Here is a 22,212-nt window from a genome sequence, read left to right on the forward strand (position 1 = left end):
CGCACGCGCCGGATGCCGTTTGGGTAAGAATGTGCCATGTCCTCTCGGCCGGACGACCGGCGCCCCACGCACGTCAGGGTGCTGTCGTGCGCTGCAGCAGGACTCGGCGGGACCAGGTGATTCCTCCGTCCTCGTTCCTGCGCCGGTGGCCGCTCGCGGCGGCCCTGGTGCTGCTCGGCGTCTTCTTCCTCGCGGCGACCGCCGTCCACTTCGCCCCACCGGGGTCCTCGGTGGCCGTGTGGTGGCCCGCCGCAGGACTCGGCGTGGCGTTCATGCTCGCCAGCGGCCCGGACCCCCGGCGCGCAGCCATCGTGGTCGTCGGCACGGTGGTGACGAGCGGCCTGGCCAACCTGTACGGCGGCCGGCCACCGCTCACGGCGGCCTGCTTCGGCGTGTCCAACGCGACCGAGGCAGCGGTGGTCTGGTGGGTGATGACCAGGGGCGGTCGTCGCCCTCGCCTTGCCTCGCTCGAGGACCTGGGACGACTCCTGGTGGCCACGCTCGTGGGGGCCATCGTCTTCGGCGTCATGGCTGGTCTCACCGTGGCAGTCACCCTGGGCGGCCCCTTCCTCAACACGGCATACACCGTGGCGGCGTCGCATGCCGCGGCGGTCCTCATCATCGCCCCCCTGGGCGTGGCCGTGTCGAGCACCAGGTCCCAGCCGCGCCGCCTCGAGGACCTGCTCCAGGCGGTGACCCTGCTGGGCGTCGCCTGGTGGGTGTTCGGCCCCGAGAACGGGCTCCCCCTGGCCTTCCTGCCCCTCCCGGTGCTCGTCTGGGGTGCCACGAGGCTGCACCTGCGCAGCCTCGCCGCCCAGCTGGTCGCCCTGGGGGTGCTGGTCGTCTACCTCACCAGTGTGGGCGGCGGACCGTTCGCTTCCGCAGCACGGTCGGGGGCGGCCGATCCGGAGACTGTCGGGGCCCTGACCCAGGCGTTCCTGATCACCGCCGCCATCACCGGCCTCGTGCTGGCCGTGGCGTCGACCGCGCGCCGTGACGCCCTGGCGGACCTGCACAGCGAGGCGACGTTCACCCAGACCGTGCTCAACTCTGCCGCCGCGACGGCCATCATCGGCACCGACTCCGCGGGCGTCATCACCTTGTTCAACCGCGGTGCCACCAACCTCCTCGGCTACCCGCCTGACGAGGTCGTGGGCTCGCTCAACTGGGTCGAGCTGCACGACCCGACGGAGGTGGCCTCCCGGGCTGCCGAGCTCGGCCTGTCCCCCGGTCCCGACGTCCTTGTGCACCTGCTCCGGGGCACGGACCGCACAGAGACCCGCGACTGGACCTGGCTCACCCGCGACGGTCGCCGCATCGTCGTCGACCTGACCACCAGTGCGATCGTCGACCAGGCGGGGAACGCCACCGGCTACCTCGGCGTCGCCGAGGACGTCACCGAGCGCCGGGCTGCTGCCGACGCGGTGCAGGCAGCGCTCCTGCGCGAACGCCGGGCGGTCGAGCAGCTCACCGCCCTGGACCGCACGAAGACCGACTTCCTGTCCTCGGTCAGCCACGAGCTGCGGACGCCGCTGGCCAGCGTGCTGGGCTACACCGAGATGCTCGAGGACGGCGCCGTGGGCCCGCTCGCTCCGAAACAGCTCGACCTCGTGGCACGCATCGACCGCAACGGACGCCGACTCCTCGCCCTGATCGAGGACCTGTTGCTGAACTCACGCATCGAGTCGGGGCAGCTCCACCTCGCCCGGCGTCCGTGTGACCTCGTGGACGTCGTCGACCACGCCTGGGAGTCCCTCGGGGCCCTCACCCAGCGACGCGACCTCCAGGTACGCCGCGACGTCGTCGACGGCCCTGTGTCGCTGGACGGCGACCCCGCCGCCCTGGAGCGCGTCGTCACGAACCTGCTGTCGAACGCGGTGAAGTTCACCCCGGACGGTGGCAGCGTGCGGCTGCGCCTCGACACCACGCACGACGAGGACGGCGCCGGCAGCGCCCGCCTGGTGGTGAGCGACACCGGCTACGGCATCGCCGAGCACGACCAGCACCAGGTCTTCCGCCGTTTCTTCCGCTCCTCCCAGGCCACCGAGCGGGCGGTCCAGGGCACGGGCCTCGGGCTGTCCATCGTGCGCGCCATCGTGGATGGCCACGACGGCAGCGTGGCAGTCACGTCCACCGTGGGCGAGGGCACGGCGTTCACCGTCCTCCTGCCGTTGGCTCCCGTCGGGGCAGACAAGAGCTGAGCCGGACTGTGCGCCCCACGCCATATGAGGTCGACCCCCGGGTGGACGCCTACATCGAAGCGCTGCCCGCCTGGCAACGTGCCCTGTGCCAGCGACTGCGCGAGCTCGTGCACGCCGCCGACCCCGAGGTGCAGGAGACGGTCAAGCGTCGGGTGCAGCCGTACTTCGTGCTCGAGGGCAATGTCTGCGCGCTGCTCGCCACGAAGGACCACGTCAACCTGTTCGTCTACGACGGCGCCATCGTGGACGACCCCCACGGGCTGGTGACGGCCGGGCACGACAACGCCACGGCCCGCACCATCGGCTTCTGGGAGGGCGACCCTGTCGACGAGCCCGCCCTGCTGGAGTTCCTGCGCCAGATCATCGCCAACAACCGTGCCGGTGGCTGGCGGAAGCTCAAGCAGCGCTGACCAGCTCGTCGTGCGCCGTCGTGCTCAGCCCGACTCGCGGGCGGCCGCCCGGTCCTCCTCGGGGAGGCGCGGCTCGGTGCGCAGCTCGGGATGGATGCCGTGCTTGTCGCGGTAGAACTCCCGGACCTTGTCCATGTCTGCGACCACATCCGCAGTCGCCGAGATGGTCGGGCCGAATCCCGCTGTGCGAGTAGGGCCGTCGATGAAGGCGAGGGCGATGGGCAGCTTGGCCATCCGGGCGAGGCGCCAGAACCCGGACTTCCAGTACTCCCCCTTCTGACGGGTCCCCTCGGCCGCGATGATCAGCAGGAACGGCTCCCCGCCGCGGGCCTCGCGCACCAGCTCCCGCACCACCGACCCAGGGTTCTTGCGGTCGAGCGGTAGGCCACCGAGTCGGTGCAGCAGCCATCCCAGAGGTCCGCGGAACAGCTCCTTCTTGATGAGCACCCTCGGGGTCACCCCGCCGCGCCACATGACGAGCAGCATCATGACGAAGTCCCAGTTGGACGTGTGCGGAGCGCCGACCAGCACCCCGGTCCGCGGGACCTGTCCGACCGCCGTCCAACCGGAGGCACGGAGCACCAGGCTGGCGAGGCGACTGCGCATGTGCCGAGGGTAGCGGCGGTGGGCATCCGGCCACGGGCCGGAGCGCTCAGAGCTGCGTGGTGAGGTAGGCCTGCAGGGCGCTCACGGTCCGCGTGTTCCAGGTCCGGGCGACGTCGCGTCCGATCCCGAGGTAGGCCTGCATCGCCGCCAACGACTGCGGACCCCACTGGCCGTCCGCCGGGGTGCCGACGCGGGCCTGGAGGGCCCGGACGGTCGTGGCGCCGAAGGTCCCGGTGACCGTGACCCCGAGCCATCGCTGCAGCGCCGAGACCGTCGCCGTCCGCAACACGCCGTCAGTGACCACCCGCGGCGCAAGCATCCCGTCGGCAGCCTTGGCGAGCAGGACCCGGTATGCCGCCGCGTCGACCTTGGCCCGGAACGCCGGATCGCTGGCCGCCCTGGCGCTCACGGCGTCGACCATGGCCGGCAGGACCGACGAGTTGACGGTGAGCACGATGTCGCCGCCGACCGCGATGAAGCTGGTGGCACGGGCGCCGGGCGACCATGCCGCGACCTGCCTGGCGTTGCCGAGGTCGTCACTCATGACCACACCCGTGAAGCCGAGGTCGGTGCGGAGCATCCCGGTGACGACGGTGGGCGAGAAGGCGGCCGGCCTGGCCGGGTCGATCTTGGAGTACGCGGCGAGCGACACCATGACGACCCGCGCGCCGGCGGCGATCGCGGATCGGAACGGAGCAAGGTCGCCGGAGGTCCGGGTCGTCACGCTGTCGGTCACGCCGCCCGTCGTGTCGGTGTTCGCGGTGACGTGGCCCAGGCCCGGGAAGTGCTTGGCCGTGACCGCCAGTCCGACGCTCCGCTCCCCCCGGACGACATCACTGCCCTTGGCGGCGACCACCGCGGGGGTGTACCCGTATTCGCGGAAGTAGTGGCCGATCGGGATGTTCCGGGTGCCCAGGCTCGCGGGGACGGTGTCCACCACCGGGGCCAGGTTGAGGTCGACTCCCGCTCGAGTGAGCTGCCGTCCCCAGATCCGGGCGTCCGCCGTCAGCGTGGTGTCGGTCCAGCTGCCCTGGGTCAGGGCAGTCGGCATGCGACTGAAGCCCGGCCCCTGGAGCACCTGGACCTGGCCGCCCTCCTGGTCCGCGGCGACGTACAGCGGGACCCCTGCCGTCGCCCCGGCGGTCGTGAGACGGTCGGCGCTGGCCGCGAGGTACCGCACCGGCGCCGCACCGGCATACGTGCGCCCGGTGAGGATGAGGTTGCCCACGTGCCGCGAGGTGATCGCCGAGGCCGCGCCCGCGGTCAGCCCGGTCGCCGGCGTGCCCACCATGAAGAGCTGCCCGATCCGCTGCACCTCGGTCATCCGGGTGAACGCCGCTCGGGCGAGGCTGTCGGGTGTCGCGGCAGCGCCGGCGGCAGCCGTCGTCGTCACAGTGGTCGTCACGCCGGCCACCAGCGCGATCGCCAGCGCGCCGCCCAGCACTGAGACGGCCCCGGTCGGTAGCGCGCGTCGCATACCCCATTGACGCACGAACGTGGCTGCCGGTTGGCCTTCGGTGAGAGATCCGGGTGCCTAACGGCCGCGGCAGGTCAGGGCAGTTCCGTCACCGGCAGCCCGAAGCGGCGTAGGCGGTGGGGCAGGTCGTGGTGCCGCCACGACGGGGACACCGTCGGGGGCAGGGCGAGCACGATCTCGTCGACGGGTTCGCTGAGGATGGTCTCCTCGATGGCGTCGACCGGGTCGTGCCGGACCGACACCGAGCCGATGACCCGACTGCCCGCCGCGGCCTCGAGCACGGGCAGGGTCTCGAGGAGGATGCACTCGGCCTCGAATGCCTTGTCGTGACGCTCAGGGTGCAGGAGATGGACCTCGGCCCGCGCGGGGTTGAGCACCACGAGACGGAACTGGACATCCCCGTCGGCCGCCCGGGACGCGACAGCGTGAAGCAGCGACGGCGAGGGGTTGGCACTGTCGGTGACCACCAACACCCTCACTCGCCGCTGCTCCACGGTCATGCTCGTCGGCTCATGCTCGTCGGCTCATGCCTGGCGGTCGCCCACCGGCTCGGCCACCCGCTCGTCCCGGACCGCGTTCCGCTCGATGCGGTCCTTGTGGGTGACGCTGAGGTAGACCACCACGGCGAGGATGGTGCCGAGGAACAGGACACTGGTGCCCAGGGTGCCCAGGCCGGCGCCACCCTCGTCTCCCGGAGAAGCCAGGAAGTCACCGATGTTGGCGCCCAGCGGACGGGTGAGGATGTAGGCCAGCCAGAAGCAGAGGACCGGCCCGGCTCCGAGCTTCCAGGCGGCAAAGACGGCCGCGATCAGACCCAGCGGCAGCAGCACCGAGGCACCCGCCGACCAGCCGGTCAGGTCCAGGGTCCAGTCGCCAGCGGCGGTGCCGAGGGCGAAGGTCACCAAGACGGTGAGCCAGTAGAAGGCCTCACGCGGGGTCGTCACGATGGAGTGGATCGACAGGGTGCGCTCCTTGGCGTACCAGATGGCGAAGACCCCGGCGAGCGCGGCAGCGAAGACGGCGGTGCTCACCCAGAGCGGCACCCCGACCCCGTCGGTGAGGATGTCGGTGATCAGCGTGCCTACGACGCTGATCAGCACGACAGCCAGCCAGTAGACCGACGGGACGTACTGTCGCAGCCGGAACTGGACCACGAGCACGGCGACCAAGGCGGCCGAGAACACGATCGTCGTCTTGCCCAGGCCGAAGCCCAGTGTCGAGTTGATGTAGTCGGCGAAGCTCTCCCCGACCGTGGTGCACAGGATCTTGATCACCCAGAAGTACACCGTGACTTCTGGGACCTTGTTGAGCATCAGGCGGCGTTGGTTAGTTGCAAGCGTCGTCATGGTGGAAAGCGTGGCAGAGGTCCCCTGAGCGAACCCTGAACGTGACTTTGGTCGCAGTTGGCGGGATCCAACCCACCTGTCCCATCCGCCCCACCTGTCCCATCCGCCCCAGCTCCCCCGCAACACGGAGATCGCCGCCGCGACGGCGAACGCGACAAGCGCGAACGCGTGGAACGGGTCGAGCGCAGGCACCCACCGGGCGGCGTGCAGGGCGAGGAGCACGGTGAGGCTCCACCAGGGCCAGCGTCGGCGGGAGCCGGTGACGTCCCACAGGAGGGCCCCGGCTGCCAGCCCCGCGGTGTAGTAGCGGTTGGCGCTGGGGTCGAGGGCCAGCCGGCTGGCCATCACGACCAGGAGCACCCCGCTGGCGCGACCCCGCCAGATCGCCGCACCACCCAGCGCGATCCCGACCAAGGTCTGGAGCGGTCGGTCCCACGGCGGGGTGCGGGCCGACACCACGTCGAGCAGGCGCAGCCCGGACAGCGGGCCGTTGGCGATGGTGTAGTGCAGCGCCCGGGACGTGTGCGGGTCGGCAATGAAGAACGGCAGCCAGGCAGCCGCCACCCCCAGCGCCGCGACGCTCACTGCCAGCGCGCGGGTGCGCACGCTCGGAAGGACCAGGAGAACCACCACGAAGGGCAGGGCCCACGGCTTGGAGTCGACCGCCACAGCCAGGGCGAGCCCCGCCCACACCGGTCGTCGTGACAGCGCCAGCGTCAGGGCCGCCACGCCGAACGCCAGCGCGAGCACGTCGTCGAGGTGGGTCGAGTCGACGGCGGCATAAAGCCAGACCGGCACGAAGCAGGCGCTGCCCACCAGCAGTGGGGTGTCGAACCGGGGATCCGGCGCGTCGCCGCGGGCCGCCCTCAGCTGATGGGCGATCCGACGCACCAGGAGCACCACCCCGGCGCCGAGGGCGGCGCCCACCAGCTGCGCCGCCACCAGGCCGTGGCCTCCGGACACCTCCCCCAGAGCCCACGCCACGCCCAGGGCGAAGGGTCCGATCTGCAGCACCGGGTGCTCCGCATAGACGTGCAGGCCGGCCTGCGTCCCGTCGTCGAGGTCGGAGAAGACCCTGGCCCCGAAGGCGAAGAAGTGCCACGATCCCCCACCGTGCGTCGCGTGGACGACGTACCACCCGACCGACCACAGCACCAGGGTGATGGGCCCGACCCACGGAGTGTTCATCCATGACCGGAGGCGCGCGAGGCGTAGGCTTCCGGTCGAGTTCAGTCGCGGGTCGATCACCCGGCGAGTGTCGGACACAACTGCTGAGAGAGTGCTGTGCCTTCTTCAGGAACCTCTAAGGGCGAAGACGTAAGGTGGTGGCCTGTGGAACGACGCACAGAGCCCGAACCGACGCGTGAGGGCCCGTCTGGCGTCACCCGACGGGCCGTCCTGGCCGCCGGCCTGACCGGCATCCCCGGCGCCGCGCTGGTGGGCTGCAGCAGCCCGGGCGAGGACGCGGCGGGGGCGGGTAAGGCCACCCACAGCGCGACCCCGAACCCCACGTCGAGCCAGTCGGCGGCCGGCGCCTCCAGCACGCCCTCCGCCAGCGCCAGCGGTGCGGCTGACCCCGGGGTGGCACCGCGGGTGGCCCTCACGTCCGGCCCGGACATCACCCACGGACCCACCACGGCCCAGCAGGTCGCCCTCACCTTCCACGGCCAGGGTCCCCTGGCGATGGCCCACGAGATCCTGGGCGCGTGCGCCAGCGCCCAAGCCGCCATCACGGTGTTCGCGGTCGGCACCTGGTTGGAGCAGAACCCGCACATCGGCCGCCAGATCGTCGCCGCCGGGCACGAGCTGGGCAACCACACCTGGAGCCACCAGCAGATGAAGCAGCTGACGCGCGCCCAGGCCATCAACGAGGCGGTCCGCGGCGCCCGCGCACTGGAGACGGCTGTGGGCACCGCCGGCTGGTGGTTCCGTCCGTCGGGCACCCAGCACAGCACCAGCACCATCCGTCAGGCGGCTGCCGCGGCCGGCTACCACCGGTGCGTCTCCTACGACGTCGACCCCGAGGACTTCCGCGACCCCGGTGCGACGGCGGTCCGCGACCGCACCCTCGCAGCGGTCCAGCCGGGCTCCATCGTGAGCCTGCACTTCGGCCATCGCGGCACCGTGGAGGCCTTGCCGGCCATCCTTGCCGGCCTGCACAGCAAGGGTCTGCGCGCCGTCACCCTGTCGACCTTGCTGCGGGACGTCTGATGCGCCCAGTGCAAGTGCAACCGACGCGGCATCGGAGCTCCCGGACGGTGGCGCAGCGCGTGACGCTCGCGACCAGCCTGCTGACTCTGGCCGTGGTCGTGAGCACCGGCGTGGCGGGCTGCCTGGCCCAGCAGGCGCCGCGGCATACCGCGGCGGTGGACGCCACGCCCACGTCGCAGGGCGGCGCGAGCGGCACCAAGGGGGGCGCGAGCTCCGGTGGTGCCGCGGACTCCCCGCTCACGGTGTACGCCGCGGCCGGCGCCAACGCGCTCAGCCCGGTCGCCCGCACCGCGCGGCACATGGTCTACGTGCCCAACACCCTGAGCAACACGGTGCAGCTCATCGACCCCCGCACCTACAAGGTCGTCGGACGGTTCCACACCCCGCGAGAGCCCCAGCACGTCGTGCCCTCCTGGGACCTGAAGACGTTGTGGGTCAATGCCGACCAGGGCAACAGCCTGACCCCGGTCGACCCAGTGACCGGGAAGCCGGGACGCTCAGTGCCGGTCGAGGACCCCTACAACCTCTACTTCACCCCGGACGGGAAGCACGCCCTCGTCATGGCGGAGCGGATGCGCCGCATCGACGTCCGCGACGCCCAGACGATGAAGCTCCAGCGGTCGCTGTCGGTGCCCTGCGCCGGCATCAACCACGCCGACTTCTCGGCCGACCTGTCCTACTTCGTGGCGAGCTGCGAGTTCAGCGGCAAGCTCATGGTGATCGACAGCGAAGCGACCAAGGTCCGACGGGTCATCGACCTCAACGCCATCACCACGCCCGGCGCCACCTCGCCAGGTGAGGCGATGGCGATGCCGGGAAGCCCCAAGAACGGCTTGCGTCCCGGTGCCAGCTCGATGCCCCAGGACGTCCGGCTCTCCCCTGATGGCCGGAAGTTCCTCGTGGCCGACATGCTCCGAAACGGCGTGTGGGTCATCGACGCGCGCACCCTGAAGGTCGCCCGTTTCATTCCCACCGGACTCGGGGCGCACGGGTTGTACCCCTCGCGCGACGCCTCCAAGGTCTACGTGTCCAACCGCGACGCGGGGACGATCACGGTGCTCGACGCCGCCACTCTCAGGGCAGCGGCCGTGTGGAAGATCCCGCACGGCGGCTCGCCGGACATGGGAGGCGTGACGGCCGACGGCTCAGAGCTGTGGCTCGCCGGTCGCTACGACCGGGAGGTGTACGTCTTCGACACCACCACAGGCAAGCTGCTGCACCGGATCCCGGTCGACGCAGGACCGCACGGCCTGTGCGTGTGGCCCCAGCCCGGCCAGTTCAGCCTGGGCCACACCGGCAACATGCGCTGACCGGGGCGACAGCTCGGCGGCGGACGGCCAACCCCGCGCCGGCAGTCCCTACAGCCAGGTGTGGATGCGGACCGTCGTGCCGCCCTCGCCGGACCGGACCTGGACCAGGTCGCACAGCTGGTTGGCCATCCACAGCCCGCGCCCGTGCTGCTCGGCCCACGGCGGCTGACGGCGTCCGATCATCGGATCGGTGATCTGGCCATGGCCCCGGACCTCGCAGACCAGTGCCCCGTCCTCCTCCCAGACGCGCAGCTCGCTGCTCCCCCGGCCGTAGACCGCGCTGTTGAGTGCGACCTCGTGGACGGCCAGAGTCAGGTCGTCGGTGCGCTCCTGCGTCAGGCCCACGGACGATGCGCAGGCCCTGATGTCTGCGCGCACCACCGCGAGGTCGCCGTCCCCGAACTCCCGGTGGGAGACGACGACTTCGACGTCCGGCAGCTCGGTCTCGAACATCGTCGTGACGTAGTCGGCTCCGCCGTAGGTCGTGCTCCCGCGATGCCGCTCGATGTCGACGACCACGGGGTGCGAGCGATGGGCTTCGGCGACCACGTCCGCTGGAAGCGTTCCCAGGTCGTACGGGCACATCAGCCACAGGGGCACGTCCGTCGCGACAGCCATGTTGAGAAGCGCCTCGTGCATCTGGCACTCGGCCAGCTCGGCGAGTCGTCGGCCGTGCCAGATCGGCTCACCGATGCCCCGCACCGGCTGGCCCGCATGGGCGTCGGTGAAGCGCTGCCAGGCCGGGATGATGCGGGCCGGGTTGGCGCCGAGGCGAACCATGTCGACGAACTCCACCTCGTCCGCCTGGTCGCCGAGGGCGACACGCAGCAGCTCGAGGTGACTGGGGACGACCGCGACCATCACCGGCTGGCCCGCGTCCAGGGCCTGGGTGACGAAGGGGACCGTGCCCGCAAGGAACTGGTCGTCACCCGACCAGAAGAAGGCCTCGTGCCGGTATCCGTCATGGGTGAGACGCACTCTGTCGGCGGGGGTGCCGACGGGCGTGTCGACTGGGCCGTCGACTGGGCTGTCGACTGGGTCTTGGACCCGGTTCGGTGCCTGCGGTGACGTAGCCGCTCCTTTCGGAAGGCCCACCGCTGAACGCGGTGAACACGCGTGCACGACGTCTCCCCCGAGATTACGCCCGAATCGTGTCCTCAGCGCCCTTTGCGGGCGTCTGACCGGGCTCCTGGCCGGGACCGGTCGCCAGCACCACGCAGGCAGCAAGGGCAAGCACCAGGGACACCACGGCCGGCAACGCCCAGCCGGCACGGACACCGTCCCCGAGGACCACCACCCCGACCACCGCGGGCAGGGCCACCTCGACGACCCACAGGATCGCCGTCGCCGGGCCGACGGGGCCGTGCTCGAGAGCCAGCGTGTAGCAGAGCATGCCGAGGGCGCCGTACCCGATCACGGCCCAGGCCAGTGGTTCGTGGAGGAGGGCAACCCAGTCCACAGCGCCATGCGTGGACCCGACCCCCTCCGTCGCCGGGGCCCCTTGGACGGCCCGGGCGCTCAAGGCGGCACCCGAGAAGGCCACCCCCGCGATCACGGCGAGCGCGCCGGAGCGGGGTCGCGCCCAGGCTGCTGCCGTCGCCACCGCGATGAGGGCGAGCACCACCAGCATGATGGGGACGAAGGACCCCGGCGTCCGCAGCGTTGACGGCGGCCCGGCACTGGCAGCGAGGACGACCAGCGTCCCGGTGACGACCCCCGCCGCCACTGCGTCCCGGGGCCGCATCCTCGTACCCAGGACCACCCGGGCCAGGACCACGGTCACCGCCAGAGAACCCGCCAGGAGCGCCTGCACCGCGAAGAGTGGGAGCTGGCGCAGCGCGAGCAGCGACGCCACCCAAGCGACCGCGTCACACCCGAGCCCCAGGACATAGGTTGGCTGGCGCAGCACCGCGAGTCCGTTCGCTCGGGCGGTGCCCACGGCCTGCAGGACTGAGGCGATCCCATAGCCGAAGGTCCCGACCAGCGCAGCCACGAAGGCAAGGGTCATCGGCTGGTCCTGTCGCGGCGTCGCCCGGTCATGCCCCAGAGTTTCACATCGGTCACGCTCGCGCGGATGACCCGTCGGCACCTTCCCACGATCGATGGGTTTGCCTCATGAGGCGCTTGACGCGGCTGATCAGCTCGCGCGGGCTGAACGGCTTGACGATGTAGTCATCGGCTCCCATGGCGAAACCCGTGGCGATGTCGTCGTCTCGGCTCAGCGCACTGAGAAGGATGACCGGAACGTCCGGGCGCTCCATGCGGGCCCTGCGCAGGATCTGGGTCCCGGACAAGCCGGGCATCTGGATGTCGAGGATCAGCAGGTCGGGCTGTTCGCTGATGAAGGCTTCCCAGGCGCCCAGCCCGTGGGAGACGGTGATGGTGCGGTAGCCGGCCCTCGTGAGCTTGTAGTCGACGAGCTCGACGACATCCGGGTCGTCGTCTGCCACGAGCACCAACGGCTGCAGGTCAGTCACGGGGTTCCTCACGTACGTCGTCCTGTGTCCCAGCGTCAGCTCATGCGCGGATGTCGAGCGCTGGGTAGAGCGGCGCGACGGTGAAGGTCATGCTCGGGTCGCCGGCTGGGGCGCCTTCGAGGCGCTGCTCGCGGTCGGCTGCCAGCACCGCCAGGAGGCCGTTGGAATAGGGCCCGGAGAAGGTCAGCACGTCGGTGTCGGCAGAGCGGCAGATCACGATGTGCGGCAGGTCCGCCTCGCTGATGGTCAGGGCGACCAGGAACTCGGTCACGTCCTCGGCGGTCTTGCCCAGGTTGTCCAGCGGGTCCACTCGTGGCTCCTCGTCTCCTCGATCCTGGAAGCAGGGCGGGCGTTCGTGCCCGGGCCGCCGCGCGCAGCCCGGCCAAACACCCGCCCTGCATCTGTCAAGACGCCTGGACGCGAGGAATGTGACGCCGCCGCAGAAACGCCTTCCCCTGCCGTCACGGATCTGCGCCGGAGACGTCTCTTGGGGAGGCCCTGCACAGGGCTCCCCTCGCCGCTCCCTCGCCGCTCCCTCGTCGCGGATGCGGTCATGGAGAAGAAGGCCGCCACCGAAGGAGCACCAAGGACATGCCAAGTGACGAGACCGCACCTCAGCTCGACCAGCTGTGGAGCCTCCTGGTGCAGCTCGACGAGGGCCTCTGGCGCCGGATGCCCACGACCATCCGTGGACGCCGGGCCTGCGACCCTGCCCTGATCGAAGAGGCCCTCAGAGCCCTCCTCGACGCGCAACGAGCCGTCGCGGGGCTGGGCCTGACGCACCTGAGGTTTCCACCTACGGCCCTCTCACAGGCTCAGCTCGAGGACTCGGTCGCCGCGGCCAGGGTGCTGCTGGAGGGCGTGGCCGCGGAGCCACCCTCCGCGGACTGGAGCCCCGGTATCGAACGAACCCAGACCGCCCTGACCCTGACCGAGCAGGCACTCCACGCGCGGCTGCGCTAGGTGGGGGATGCCGGGCGGTGCCCCGCGCTCCCCGGGGGCGTCGGGGAGCACCGCCCAGCCTGCCGGACCCCCCTGCAGTGCCCGGTCACCTCTAGAGACGCACCACAGGCAGGATCATGACGCCGACTGCCCGGCCGGAGCCGCGTCACGCAGGTGGCGTTCCCTCAGGTGGCCAGGTCGTCGCGGCGGTGGCGGCGGCGGGGACGCCAGATCGGTAGGTGCCCTTGACCGTCGCCGTGACGGCCCCGCGTGCCTTGGGGGCCCAGCTGGTCGAGATCGTGCCCGACCACGACTGGGTCGACGTGGCCGCGCCGACGCACCGGATCGTGACGCCACTCTGCGTGCACTGTTGCCAGGCACCGGTCGATCCGGTCAGGGTCACACCAGAGGGCACGGTCAGGGTGAGACCCAACCCGCCGGCCAGCTGTTGCCCCGAGGCTGAGAGCTGGATGAACGGAGTGGCAGCGGGGCCGCCCATCGCGATCCCCATGGACAGGTGCCCGACGGGGGCCGGCGTCGTGGACGGGGCCGAGGTGGTGGGACGTGGTGGCGCAGGGACCGGGACAGGACGCGACGTCGACGATGTGGCCCGAGTCGGGCTCGGCCGGGGCGCCGTGGACGAGGTGGGCGTGGGAGTCGGGGCCTGGGTGGTGGTGGCAGCAACCGACGTGGACGTGGGTGCCGGCGCGGCCGAGGTCGTGGTCGACGCTGTGGCCGCCACGGGCCGGGGCGTCACCTCAGTGCTGGGCCAGAGGACCCAGGCCAGGATGCCGATCCCGACGGCAGCCGCGCCGGCGGCGGCAGCAGCCCAGCTCGACCCCCAGGAGGCGCCCGCCGACTCCGCTGTCGCAGAGCTCGCTGCCGAGCCGCCGGCGGCTGAGGCACCCACGGCTGAGCCACCAAGAGCAACAGCCCCTCCGGCGCCCCCGGGGATCAGCGCGAACAGTGCGGGCCCGAGGATGCCCGACAGGTTCTTGTCGACCCGGCGCAGCTCAGCCAGACGTTCGGTGCAGCGTGCGCAACCCCTCACGTGCTCCGCCGTCTCGGTGTCCGCCTCGGGGTTCGCGACCAGCGCGGCGAGACCGTCGATGAATGGCAGGCAGGCAGCATCCACGTCCCCACGCGAGACATGCACCTGCACAAAGGCCGCCCGCAGGGCCAGACGGGCACGGCGTGACAGCGCGGCGACACCGTTAGGGGTCAGCCCCATCTCCTTGGCCACGACGATGTTGGTCTCGTGCTCGACGGCCGTGCGCCAGAGCACGTGCTGCCACCGCGGCGACAGGGTCGCAAACGCCTCGCGCATCAGGCTGAGCTCGCCGGCGGCCGCGACCGGGTCCCTCGCGACGTCGGCAGCGTTCTCGAGGTAGACGGTCTCGCCGGTGAGGACCTCGCCCGCGGATCCCAGTCTGGAGCGGCTGACCGCACGGTTGCGGACGGAGGTCAGCAGGTAGGAGCGAACAGACCCGGTCGGACCGCCCCCGGAGCGCAGCGCCGCGAGCATCCCCGAGAAGGCATCTGAGGCCAGCTCCTCGGCGTCGCGGGGCTGTCTGGCCAGGCCGCGGGCAGTGGCCAGCGCCGCGGGAAAGTGTCTCGTCCACAGCTCGACGACGGCGCGATCCTCACCCTCGCGAGCCCACTCGGTGAGCTGGATGTCGTCGGCTTGGGACAGGTCGATGGGCGCCGTCACAACGATGGCCGCGCCGCGCCCGTGCGGCACACGGTGTCTCGCACGCAGAGTCCGGACGCGCCCTGGTCGATGAGGCGACATCCCCCATTGTCGACCCGTCCCAGGGCCGCGGTCGAGGGCACGCCGCTGTCCCGCCCGAGGGCGACCACTCCCGGATCAGCCAGGTGCACGTCAGGTGTCCTGGGCGAACGAGGTGCGCACGCTCGGGTACAACGGCGCCACATGGAAGGTCAGGGTCGACGGCCCGGTCGTCGCCAGGTCGATCTGCCGCTCGACCAGGGCAGCAACGCACGCGTCGATCGCGGTGGCATACGGTCCCGAGCACGACCCCACGGCGCCCCCCGCATCGCGTGAGAAGACGACGTGTGGCAGCTCGTTCGCCACGCGGGCCAGCGCGGCAGGGTCGCGACGGAGCTCTCCCACCCTCCCTTGATCGGCCCGCTCGTCGGCTCCGCAGTCTCCGGTCACACCCCTATGGACGGCTGACTCCTCGAAACGTGACGGAGAAGAGCTGACTCAGTGGCCAGCGTCACCATTTCGTGCTCGAGGCGTCTCAGAGGGAGCCCCGGTCTGCCCCGTCTCAGCGCGACTCGCGCACTCTCCGCAAAGGTTCGACACCTCCCCCATGATCAGCAGCGCCCGACACCGCGCGTCACGAGCCGCTCTCGCCACCGCCCGCCACCTCCTGCCCGCCGACGGGTCCATCACCGGCCTGGTGGAGGCAGTGGCGACGCACCGGGGCCGACCGATCGACCTCCTTCCCGCCCACCTCGGACCGCGGTCCAGCGCGGCCTTCTTGGTCCAGGGTCACGGACAGGACTACATCCTGTATGCCGCGGGGGCCGACCCCCACGAGCGCGACCTGGCCATCTGCCATCAGCTCGCGCACCTGTTGATGGGTCACGGGATCGACCCGGTCAGCCGCCCCCCGATCGGCGCCACGACCGCCACCCCGACCAGCAGCGGGCGCACGAGGTATCTGGCTGTGCACGGCTACGGCTCGGCCCAGGAGACCCAGGCTGCACGGTTTGCCCGCAGCATCACCGCCGCAGCCTCGGCGCGCGACCGCCGCGGCGTCTGGACCCGGTCCAACCGCGTCCCCGACGGGTCTCGGACTTCCTGAGGCATACTTGCCTGCTTCGCCTCCGGGAGGGTGGGGCGTGGGGGGAGCTGAGATGCCTGAAGGAGCCACTTCGCGCTGGGTCGAGGACGAACCCTCGACGGTCCAGCTCATCGCACAGTGCCGATCAGGCGACCGGCAGGCCTTCTCGGTCCTCTACGAACGCCACGTGATGCCGCTGCGGCGCTACGCCCGCCGGCTGGCCAGCCACGAGTACGCGGCCGAGGACCTGGTCGCAGAGGCCTTCGCGCGCACCTGGGAGCAGCTCTGCGCAGGCCGAGGTCCGGACCTGGCGTTCATGGGCTACCTGCGCGCGGTGGTGCTCCGGCTGCACCTGGACCACCTGCGCCTCCAGCGGTCACTCATCTGGGTGCCCGATGTCGAGGGCGCAGCACTGGCCGACCCTGACCTGACCGCCCGGATCATCGAGCAGACGCCAGAGCACCTGGTCCTCGAGAGGCTGTTCAACGAGCACATGAAGCGAGCCCTGGCCACGCTTCCCCAGCGATGGCAGTCGGTGCTGGTCCTCGTCTACGTCGAGAACCAGCCCTACGCCGAGGTCGCTGCCCAGCTGGGGCTCAGCGTGGCTGGCACGCGCCAGCTGGCTCGCCGCGCCCGGCTGGGCATGCGACAGGCGCTGACCGCCCTCGCCGAGGAACCTTCCTCAGCCCGCAGGGGTGCCTAGGTCACCCCGCGGCATACCGTGAGCGGGTCGATGGCCCTCAGCGGGCCAGCGGCTTGACCGAGATCGTCGTGACGCTCGTGTTCCGGCAACCCGTCGTGCGGAACGGGATGAACTTCGCGAGGGTGGAGCCCGGCACGTAGACGCGCAGCCCGTCCACCGCGGTGGGATGGCACACGGAGGCAGGGTAGTTCTGCACGTTGACCATGCGGATCGGCGCATCGGCGTGCTGCCTGGGCGCGAGGGTGATCGTCGTGACCGTGCCGGCGTCCCACGTGGCGGCACGCCCGATCTGGGTGCCGTTGCCGAAGCCGACGTAGGAGACGCCCGGATAGCCCCGCGTCCAGCAGGAGCCGCGGCTGACGTTCGTCAGCCGCACGTCGCCGATCCGGCTGCCTGCGGCGCCCTGGAGGTTGACGAGGCTTGCGGCCAGGGCGGAGCTGCCGCAATGCGGCACGGCGGCCTGTGCCGACGCCGGTACCGCGCCGAGCGCGGCGACCGCCAGTGCACCGGCGCACGTCACGCTGAGGATCGATTTCTTGGTCATGGGAGTGACCCCCTTTGTCGGTTCCGGCGGGCGGTGCCCCGCCACCCTCTGAGACGCTGGAGACCGCGCCGGGGTTGGTGGGTGCCGGTCGTGCCCACCCTCCCTCCAGCGGTTGCCGCGCACGATCTCGCGGGTGTTCAGGAAGTTCTCAGTTGCCACGGGTGAGGGTGTACGCATGACGTCGCTCGGCGCCCGCTGGGGCCAGTCCCACCGGTACGCCGCCGTCAAGGTCCCCGAAGTGGGTGTCACCTTCTGGCTCATCAAGGTCCTCACGACGGGCATGGGTGAGTCGGCCTCGGACTACCTGGCCGGCATCAACCTCGTGCTGGCCGGCTTGGTGGGTCTGACCGGGATCGCGGTCGGACTGTGGCTCCAGCTGCGGCGTGAGGCCTACCACGCGGCCACGTACTGGTTCGCGGTGGCGATGGTCGCCGTGTTCGGCACGATGGCGGCCGATGGCCTGCATGTCGGTCTCGGAGTGTCGTATGCCGTGTCGACGCCGTTCTTCCTCGTCGCCGTTGCCGCGCTGTTCTTCGCCTGGCACCGCGTGGAAGGAACCCTCTCCATCCACACCATCGCCACCCGCCGTCGGGAGATCTTCTACTGGCTCACCGTGCTGGCCACCTTCGCCCTGGGCACCGCTGCCGGCGACCTCACCGCCTACACGATGCACCTCGGGTACCTCGACTCCGCGCTGGTGTTCGCCGCGATGATCGCCGTGCCGTTGGTGGCCTGGCGCTTCGGCCTCAATGCCATTGCCGCCTTCTGGACGGCGTACGTCCTCACCCGGCCGCTCGGTGCCTCCGTCGCCGACTGGTTGGGCAAGCCGCCGAGCCGCGGCGACGGTCTCGGTCTCGGCGACGGCCCCGTCACGCTGGTGGCCATCATCCTGATCGTGGCCCTGGTGGGTAGCGCTGTGCGCCAGGCTGCGGCTGTCCGCACGCAGGAACGCGAACCCGCCCCTGCGCTGTCCGCCGAATAGGTCCTCAGCCGGCCCAGAAGTCGCGCAGCGCTGGGACTGTGGCCCTGCCACGCACCATGTGCGTCTGTCCGGGCAGCTCCCGAAGGGTTCCGTTCGGGAGAGCCGCGGCGACCGCAGCCTGCGCGTTCTTCAGGTAGGTCGGGCTCTTGCCGCCCACGATCACCAGCACAGGCACCGTGATGCCGGACAGATGGCCCGCAGGCAGGGGCTGGCCCTGTTGGTGCGGGAGCACGATGGCGTAGTCGTGGGGCAGGGTGTGTGCGAGTCCGCACAGCTTCTTCCACACCGGCATCATCCGCATGACCACCAGCCCGGCCGCCGGCACACCGACCGTGCGCAGGAACAGCTTCACCGCCTCACCGCGGCGACCGGCGCTGACCAGCTGTTGAGTCCGCCGGCCCAGGTCGGGGTCGTTGGGGACGTGCGTGTCGTCGACGATCAAGGGAGCCTCGTAGAGCGCCGCCCGCCGCACCCGGGCTCCTGCCCGCAGCGCCTCGAGCACCAACACCGCTCCCGAGGACGCCCCGACGACGAAGGCATCCGGGCCGGCCACCTCGAGCACGGCCAGCAGGTCCTCGACCTCGCGCTCGACGGCGTAGGACGACGAGCCGGGACCACTCTCGCCCCTGCCACGTCGGTCGTAGGCGAAGACGGTGTGGTGCTCCGACAGCAGCGGAACCAGCTCCTTGGCGGTGCCCATCGTGCGTTGGCAGAGGGCACCCTCGACCACGACGACGGCCGGGCCGGTCCCGGTGACGTCGTAGGCGATGACGGTGCCGTCGGCGGAGGTGGCGAAACGAGTGGGGGACGTGGTGGTCACGGTCATGATCTCTCCTGGGTCAGGGACTCTCTGTCAGGGGCTCTGACCAGACGTCGAACAGCTCAGCCCGATTTCGACACGTGCGCCAGGTTCTCCTCGGCGCGCCGCCGCAGGACGGCCCGCTCGGCCTCGTTCCGGGTGCGGGCAGCCGCCTGCGCGAAGGCGGCTGCTGCGTCGGGGTGCAGGCCGGCCCGCTCGAGCAGGTCGCCGCGGACGCTGGGCACGAGCGGTGAGTCACCGAGCTGCTCCGCGTCCACCTCCTCGAGCACGGCGAGCCCGGCGCCGGGGTCGAACGCGCGGCCGTGAGCCACTGCGCGGTTGACCTCGACGACGGGTCCCGGCGCTGCCTCGGCGAGGATGTCGTAGAGCCTCGCGATCTGCCGCCAGTCGGTCTCATCGGCCCGCCGGGCGCGGGCGTGCTGGGCCGCGATCGAGGCCTGGAGGAAGTACTTCCCGACGGGCTTCCCACGTGCTGCGAGGGCCTGGGCCCGCTGCAGTGCGGCCAGCCCGCGCCGGACCAGCAGCTGGTCCCACCGGGTCCGGTCCTGGGCCTCGAGCAGGACCGGCGCTCCGTTCTCGTCCAGTCGCGCGGCCATGCGCGAGCCCTGGATCTCCAGCAGGGCCTGGAGTCCGTGGACCTCCGGCTCGTGGGGGGTGAGGTCCGCCAGCATCCGGGCCAGCCGGATCCCCTCGTTCGCCAGGTCGGGCCGCATCCAGTCCTCGCCGGCAGCGGCTGAGTACCCCTCGTTGAAGATCAGGTAGATCACGGCCATGACGTCGTCGAGGCGCTTGTCCCGGTCGGGTCCGGTCGGCAGCTCGAACTCCGCGCGGGCTTCGGACAGGGTCTTCTTGGCTCGTGAGATCCGTTGTCCCATAGCGGATTCGGTGGCCAGGAAGCCGCGCGCGATCTCACCGGTGGTCAGGCCGCCGACCAGGCGGAGGGTGAGTGCCGCCCTGGACTCGGGCGTCAGGGACGGGTGGCAGGACAGGAAGATGAGGCGCAGCACGTCGTCTTCGATGTGGTCGACCTGGGCGTCGAGATCGGGCACCTGCTGCTCCTCTCCCCCGGTCCGGGCATGGCCGAGCTCCTCGGTCTTGCGTCGAAGGTTGTCGGCGCGCCGGAAGTGGTCGATCCCCCGGCGCTTGGCCGTGGTCATCAGCCAGGCCGCGGGGTTGGCCGGCACGCCGGTCGTCGGCCACTGCTCGAGCGCGGCCACGAGGGCGTCCTGCGCGAGGTCCTCCGCGAGCTCGACCTCGCGGGTCATCCGGGTGAGGGCCCCGACGAGCCGGGCCGACTCCGCCCGCCACGCGCTGGTGATGGCCTCAGCTGTCGGGGTCTGGGCTGACACGCTCGAAGCGTAGGGGATGGGACGCGGCCCGAACGGTGTCCGGGCCGCGTCATACCCGTGGTCGGGCCCGATCAGGCGTCGGCCGCCTCCGGCGGCGCCTCGGAGATCTGGCGCAGGGTGGCGACCATGGAGCACTCGGGCCAGTACTTCGCGTGCAGCTCGGCGAACTCCGCCTGGCCGGCGATGGCCTCCTCGAGGGTGTCGTACTGCAGGAGCGCCCAGCCTCCGACGACCTCCTTGGCCTCGGCGTAGGGGCCGTCGACGCGTGAGGTCTCGCCCTTGCGGACCACGAAGTTCACGGCGTCCTCGGTGCCGTACAGGCCGCCCCCGTCGAGGAAGGCCCCGTTGGCGGCCTGCTCACCGATGTAGCCGTCCATCGCGTCCATCAGTGCCTGCGGCGGTGCGCCGATGCCTTCCTCCATCTTCACGAATCCCATGAAACGCGGCATCTCACTCGGTCCTTCCAGTTGGTGGGGAACTGCTCTCTCGCCCGTACGTCGATCAGCGGACGAGTTCTTCGACATCAACTGTCAGGAAGTTACGTCATTCAGGTCGTGGCGGCCTGGTTGATGGTCAGAGCAGCCTGGACCTGGGCGTTGGTGGCGAGGTCGCGAACGGTGTGGATGCCGAGCGCCGTGGCCAGAGCCGTGGCGTCGGCCGGGCTGACTCCCTTGAGCGCCGACACCGGACTGCCAGCGAGCTCGGCGGCAGTCTTGCCGGCATACGCCTTCTTGACCAGTGCGGCGAGGCGGCCCGGCGGAGGTAGCGGCGGGGGTGGCGGCGGGGGTGGCGGCGGGGGTGGCGGCGGACCGGGAGGCGGCGCCTTCGGGGGTTTGGGTGGGTTGGCGTGCACCACACCGTCGCTGGGTGCCGGGACCGGCGGCCCGCTCAGGGTCACCAGCGCGGGCAGCGGCTGGCCCAGAGGGCCACCCCACGGCGGCGGCGGGACGGGGGCCGGGGTCGGAGTCGGGGGTGTGGGCTGGGTGATGGTCGTGCCGTAGGCCGGCGGGACCGGGCGGTGCAGGGCGGTGTCGACCCGGCCCGCGAGGGTGGGTGCGCCGTCGACCCGCGGGACCCCCATGGCCGGCAGGCCCAGCAGGTCGATGATCGTCTTGGGGATCGAGGCGTGCGAGTGCCAGGTCGCGTCGATGCCCTGGGTCACCATCCCGCCGAACATGACCAGCGGGATCCGGGATCCGCCGATGGCGGCGAACCCCGCGGGGTGCAGTGCATCCGGCGCGGTCTCGATGTCCGGGGTCGGGACCGAGTCGGCGTAGCCGCCCCAGTCGTCCCAGGTCAGGATGAACGTGGTGTTGGCCCAGCCGCCCCCGTCGATGACGGCTTGCACGCGCTGCCAGACCAGGTCGTGGCCGTGCGTGACATAGCCGGGGTTGTTGACCGCGGGCGGGTGCTCGTCGTAGCCGGAGGGGCTCCAGACGTAGCAGATCCGGGGCAGCGTCCCTGCCTTGGCCATCGGCACGAACTGCGATGGTGGGTGGATGTTCGCGGCCGCCGCGGGCGTGCCCAGGGAGGCGTAGAACTTGGTGGGGTATCCCGACCCGTCCGGGAAGGCGCCCCAGGAGACTCCGGCCCCCTGCGCCACGCTGAAGATGGAGGGCAGGTCCCAGGTCGGGGCGGGGCCGACGAACGGCGGGTTCTTGAGGGTGGGGGTCTGACCGCCGACAGCGAGCATGTGGCCCGACGTGGAGTTGGAGCCCAGCGCGAAGTGGTGGTCACAGAAGGTGAACTGCTTGGCCAGCCAGCTGTAGTACGGGATGACCGTCTCGTTGTCGATCTGCACACTCAGTGCCGGGTAGTCGCCCATGGCGTAGTGCACCCAGGCGTTGCGGTCGTGGGGTTGGTCGAAGTTGGGCGGCGCGCTCAGCAGCCCACCGTGGTTGGCCACTGCCGCGCCCCACGCCGCCATCGTCGGGAAGTAGAAATCGGTCGTCTTGTTCTCCTGCAGGAACACGATCACCTGGTGTCCTGCGACGGGCCCGGTCATCGGACCACCTCTCCTC

Annotated in this window: 23 protein-coding genes; 8 read left to right on the top strand and 15 right to left on the bottom strand. The window is 71.1% G+C overall.

Annotation, left to right across the window (positions count from 1 at the left end; genetic code table 11):
* Positions 1 to 116: 116 nt before the first annotated feature.
* Positions 117 to 2,201 (top strand): ATP-binding protein, encoded by a 2,085-nt coding sequence (locus tag BJ986_RS15575; RefSeq protein ID WP_179423177.1) that lies wholly within the window; start codon positions 117 to 119, stop codon positions 2,199 to 2,201.
* A gap of 41 nt (positions 2,202 to 2,242) precedes the next feature.
* Positions 2,243 to 2,611, top strand: a complete 369-nt coding sequence (locus tag BJ986_RS15580) for a DUF1801 domain-containing protein (RefSeq protein WP_337795437.1) — start codon at positions 2,243 to 2,245, stop codon at positions 2,609 to 2,611.
* A gap of 24 nt (positions 2,612 to 2,635) precedes the next feature.
* Here the strand turns inward: BJ986_RS15580 and BJ986_RS15585 are convergent, their stop codons facing one another.
* The 4 genes from BJ986_RS15585 to BJ986_RS16495 all read right to left on the bottom strand — a co-directional run bounded on the left by BJ986_RS15585 (position 2,636) and on the right by BJ986_RS16495 (position 7,228).
* Entirely contained in the window at positions 2,636 to 3,217 is a 582-nt protein-coding gene (locus BJ986_RS15585) for a 1-acyl-sn-glycerol-3-phosphate acyltransferase (RefSeq protein ID WP_179423181.1), read from the bottom strand.
* 46 nt (positions 3,218 to 3,263) lie between these two features.
* Positions 3,264 to 4,694 (bottom strand): glycoside hydrolase family 3 N-terminal domain-containing protein, encoded by a 1,431-nt coding sequence (locus tag BJ986_RS15590; protein WP_179423183.1) that lies wholly within the window; start codon positions 4,692 to 4,694, stop codon positions 3,264 to 3,266.
* Between the two features lie 74 nt (positions 4,695 to 4,768).
* Positions 4,769 to 5,194, bottom strand: coding sequence for a hypothetical protein (locus BJ986_RS15595; protein WP_179423185.1), 426 nt, complete (start codon positions 5,192 to 5,194; stop codon positions 4,769 to 4,771).
* Between the two features lie 24 nt (positions 5,195 to 5,218).
* Positions 5,219 to 7,228 carry a COG4705 family protein gene (locus BJ986_RS16495; RefSeq protein WP_238338111.1) on the bottom strand — a complete coding sequence of 670 codons (2,010 nt, stop codon included), beginning with the start codon at positions 7,226 to 7,228 and terminating at the stop codon, positions 5,219 to 5,221.
* 144 nt (positions 7,229 to 7,372) lie between these two features.
* Here BJ986_RS16495 and BJ986_RS15605 point away from each other — a divergent pair, with 144 nt between their 5' ends.
* Positions 7,373 to 8,251, top strand: coding sequence for a polysaccharide deacetylase family protein (locus tag BJ986_RS15605; protein ID WP_337795438.1), 879 nt, complete (start codon positions 7,373 to 7,375; stop codon positions 8,249 to 8,251).
* Positions 8,252 to 8,310: 59 nt separating this feature from the next.
* Positions 8,311 to 9,561: a YncE family protein gene (locus BJ986_RS15610; RefSeq protein ID WP_202881268.1), complete on the top strand. Its 1,251-nt coding sequence runs from the start codon at positions 8,311 to 8,313 to the stop codon at positions 9,559 to 9,561.
* Positions 9,562 to 9,609: 48 nt separating this feature from the next.
* Here the strand turns inward: BJ986_RS15610 and BJ986_RS15615 are convergent, their stop codons facing one another.
* The 4 genes from BJ986_RS15615 to BJ986_RS15630 all read right to left on the bottom strand — a co-directional run bounded on the left by BJ986_RS15615 (position 9,610) and on the right by BJ986_RS15630 (position 12,348).
* Positions 9,610 to 10,539: an anti-sigma factor RsbA family regulatory protein gene (locus tag BJ986_RS15615; RefSeq protein WP_179423189.1), complete on the bottom strand. Its 930-nt coding sequence runs from the start codon at positions 10,537 to 10,539 to the stop codon at positions 9,610 to 9,612.
* Between the two features lie 160 nt (positions 10,540 to 10,699).
* Entirely contained in the window at positions 10,700 to 11,569 is an 870-nt protein-coding gene (locus BJ986_RS15620; RefSeq protein WP_179423191.1) for a hypothetical protein, read from the bottom strand.
* Between the two features lie 52 nt (positions 11,570 to 11,621).
* On the bottom strand, positions 11,622 to 12,038 hold the full coding sequence (locus tag BJ986_RS15625; protein WP_337795439.1) for a response regulator transcription factor: 417 nt from the start codon (positions 12,036 to 12,038) through the stop codon (positions 11,622 to 11,624).
* A gap of 40 nt (positions 12,039 to 12,078) precedes the next feature.
* Positions 12,079 to 12,348, bottom strand: coding sequence for a hypothetical protein (locus BJ986_RS15630; protein WP_179423195.1), 270 nt, complete (start codon positions 12,346 to 12,348; stop codon positions 12,079 to 12,081).
* Positions 12,349 to 12,629: 281 nt separating this feature from the next.
* Here BJ986_RS15630 and BJ986_RS15635 point away from each other — a divergent pair, with 281 nt between their 5' ends.
* Positions 12,630 to 13,001: a hypothetical protein gene (locus tag BJ986_RS15635; protein WP_179423197.1), complete on the top strand. Its 372-nt coding sequence runs from the start codon at positions 12,630 to 12,632 to the stop codon at positions 12,999 to 13,001.
* 145 nt (positions 13,002 to 13,146) lie between these two features.
* Here BJ986_RS15635 and BJ986_RS15640 read toward each other — a convergent pair whose 3' ends face one another.
* A complete protein-coding gene (locus BJ986_RS15640; protein ID WP_179423199.1) occupies positions 13,147 to 14,691 on the bottom strand; it encodes a sigma-70 family RNA polymerase sigma factor in 1,545 nt (514 codons plus the stop codon).
* A gap of 171 nt (positions 14,692 to 14,862) precedes the next feature.
* Positions 14,863 to 15,114, bottom strand: a complete 252-nt coding sequence (locus BJ986_RS15645) for a hypothetical protein (RefSeq protein ID WP_179423201.1) — start codon at positions 15,112 to 15,114, stop codon at positions 14,863 to 14,865.
* A 202-nt stretch (positions 15,115 to 15,316) separates the two neighbouring features.
* Here BJ986_RS15645 and BJ986_RS15650 point away from each other — a divergent pair, with 202 nt between their 5' ends.
* The gene (locus BJ986_RS15650; protein WP_179423203.1) at positions 15,317 to 15,814 is read left to right on the top strand and encodes a hypothetical protein; all 498 of its coding nucleotides are present in this window, start codon (positions 15,317 to 15,319) and stop codon (positions 15,812 to 15,814) included.
* Between the two features lie 52 nt (positions 15,815 to 15,866).
* Positions 15,867 to 16,496, top strand: a complete 630-nt coding sequence (locus BJ986_RS15655; RefSeq protein ID WP_179423205.1) for an RNA polymerase sigma factor — start codon at positions 15,867 to 15,869, stop codon at positions 16,494 to 16,496.
* Positions 16,497 to 16,533: 37 nt separating this feature from the next.
* On the opposite strand, the gene BJ986_RS15660 is transcribed toward BJ986_RS15655, so the two are convergent.
* On the bottom strand, positions 16,534 to 17,040 hold the full coding sequence (locus tag BJ986_RS15660; protein WP_179423207.1) for a DUF4232 domain-containing protein: 507 nt from the start codon (positions 17,038 to 17,040) through the stop codon (positions 16,534 to 16,536).
* A 175-nt stretch (positions 17,041 to 17,215) separates the two neighbouring features.
* On the opposite strand from BJ986_RS15660, the gene BJ986_RS15665 reads away from it, so the two are divergent.
* The gene (locus BJ986_RS15665) at positions 17,216 to 18,022 is read left to right on the top strand and encodes a COG4705 family protein (protein ID WP_179423209.1); all 807 of its coding nucleotides are present in this window, start codon (positions 17,216 to 17,218) and stop codon (positions 18,020 to 18,022) included.
* A gap of 4 nt (positions 18,023 to 18,026) precedes the next feature.
* On the opposite strand, the gene BJ986_RS15670 is transcribed toward BJ986_RS15665, so the two are convergent.
* The 4 genes from BJ986_RS15670 to BJ986_RS16700 all read right to left on the bottom strand — a co-directional run bounded on the left by BJ986_RS15670 (position 18,027) and on the right by BJ986_RS16700 (position 22,196).
* Positions 18,027 to 18,848: an alpha/beta fold hydrolase gene (locus tag BJ986_RS15670; RefSeq protein WP_179423211.1), complete on the bottom strand. Its 822-nt coding sequence runs from the start codon at positions 18,846 to 18,848 to the stop codon at positions 18,027 to 18,029.
* Positions 18,849 to 18,904: 56 nt separating this feature from the next.
* The gene (locus BJ986_RS15675) at positions 18,905 to 20,191 is read right to left on the bottom strand and encodes a sigma-70 family RNA polymerase sigma factor (RefSeq protein ID WP_179423213.1); all 1,287 of its coding nucleotides are present in this window, start codon (positions 20,189 to 20,191) and stop codon (positions 18,905 to 18,907) included.
* A gap of 71 nt (positions 20,192 to 20,262) precedes the next feature.
* Positions 20,263 to 20,640 (bottom strand): YciI family protein, encoded by a 378-nt coding sequence (locus BJ986_RS15680; protein ID WP_179423216.1) that lies wholly within the window; start codon positions 20,638 to 20,640, stop codon positions 20,263 to 20,265.
* Between the two features lie 98 nt (positions 20,641 to 20,738).
* The gene (locus tag BJ986_RS16700; protein ID WP_179423218.1) at positions 20,739 to 22,196 is read right to left on the bottom strand and encodes an alkaline phosphatase family protein; all 1,458 of its coding nucleotides are present in this window, start codon (positions 22,194 to 22,196) and stop codon (positions 20,739 to 20,741) included.
* Positions 22,197 to 22,212 lie beyond the last annotated feature (16 nt).

Source organism: Pedococcus badiiscoriae (assembly GCF_013408925.1).
GTDB lineage: Bacteria > Actinomycetota > Actinomycetes > Actinomycetales > Dermatophilaceae > Pedococcus > Pedococcus badiiscoriae.

Coding starts and splice junctions, on each gene's coding strand:
- BJ986_RS15585 (WP_179423181.1), bottom strand. CDS start 3,217: ATGCGCAGTCGCCTCGCCAGCCTGGTGCTCCGTGCCTCCGGTTGGACG.
- BJ986_RS15590 (WP_179423183.1), bottom strand. CDS start 4,694: ATGCGACGCGCGCTACCGACCGGGGCCGTCTCAGTGCTGGGCGGCGCG.
- BJ986_RS15595 (WP_179423185.1), bottom strand. CDS start 5,194: ATGACCGTGGAGCAGCGGCGAGTGAGGGTGTTGGTGGTCACCGACAGT.
- BJ986_RS16495 (WP_238338111.1), bottom strand. CDS start 7,228: ATGAACACTCCGTGGGTCGGGCCCATCACCCTGGTGCTGTGGTCGGTC.
- BJ986_RS15620 (WP_179423191.1), bottom strand. CDS start 11,569: ATGACCCTTGCCTTCGTGGCTGCGCTGGTCGGGACCTTCGGCTATGGG.
- BJ986_RS15635 (WP_179423197.1), top strand. CDS start 12,630: ATGCCAAGTGACGAGACCGCACCTCAGCTCGACCAGCTGTGGAGCCTC.
- BJ986_RS15650 (WP_179423203.1), top strand. CDS start 15,317: ATGATCAGCAGCGCCCGACACCGCGCGTCACGAGCCGCTCTCGCCACC.
- BJ986_RS15655 (WP_179423205.1), top strand. CDS start 15,867: ATGCCTGAAGGAGCCACTTCGCGCTGGGTCGAGGACGAACCCTCGACG.
- BJ986_RS15660 (WP_179423207.1), bottom strand. CDS start 17,040: ATGACCAAGAAATCGATCCTCAGCGTGACGTGCGCCGGTGCACTGGCG.
- BJ986_RS15665 (WP_179423209.1), top strand. CDS start 17,216: ATGACGTCGCTCGGCGCCCGCTGGGGCCAGTCCCACCGGTACGCCGCC.
- BJ986_RS15670 (WP_179423211.1), bottom strand. CDS start 18,848: ATGACCGTGACCACCACGTCCCCCACTCGTTTCGCCACCTCCGCCGAC.
- BJ986_RS15680 (WP_179423216.1), bottom strand. CDS start 20,640: ATGCCGCGTTTCATGGGATTCGTGAAGATGGAGGAAGGCATCGGCGCA.
- BJ986_RS16700 (WP_179423218.1), bottom strand. CDS start 22,196: ATGACCGGGCCCGTCGCAGGACACCAGGTGATCGTGTTCCTGCAGGAG.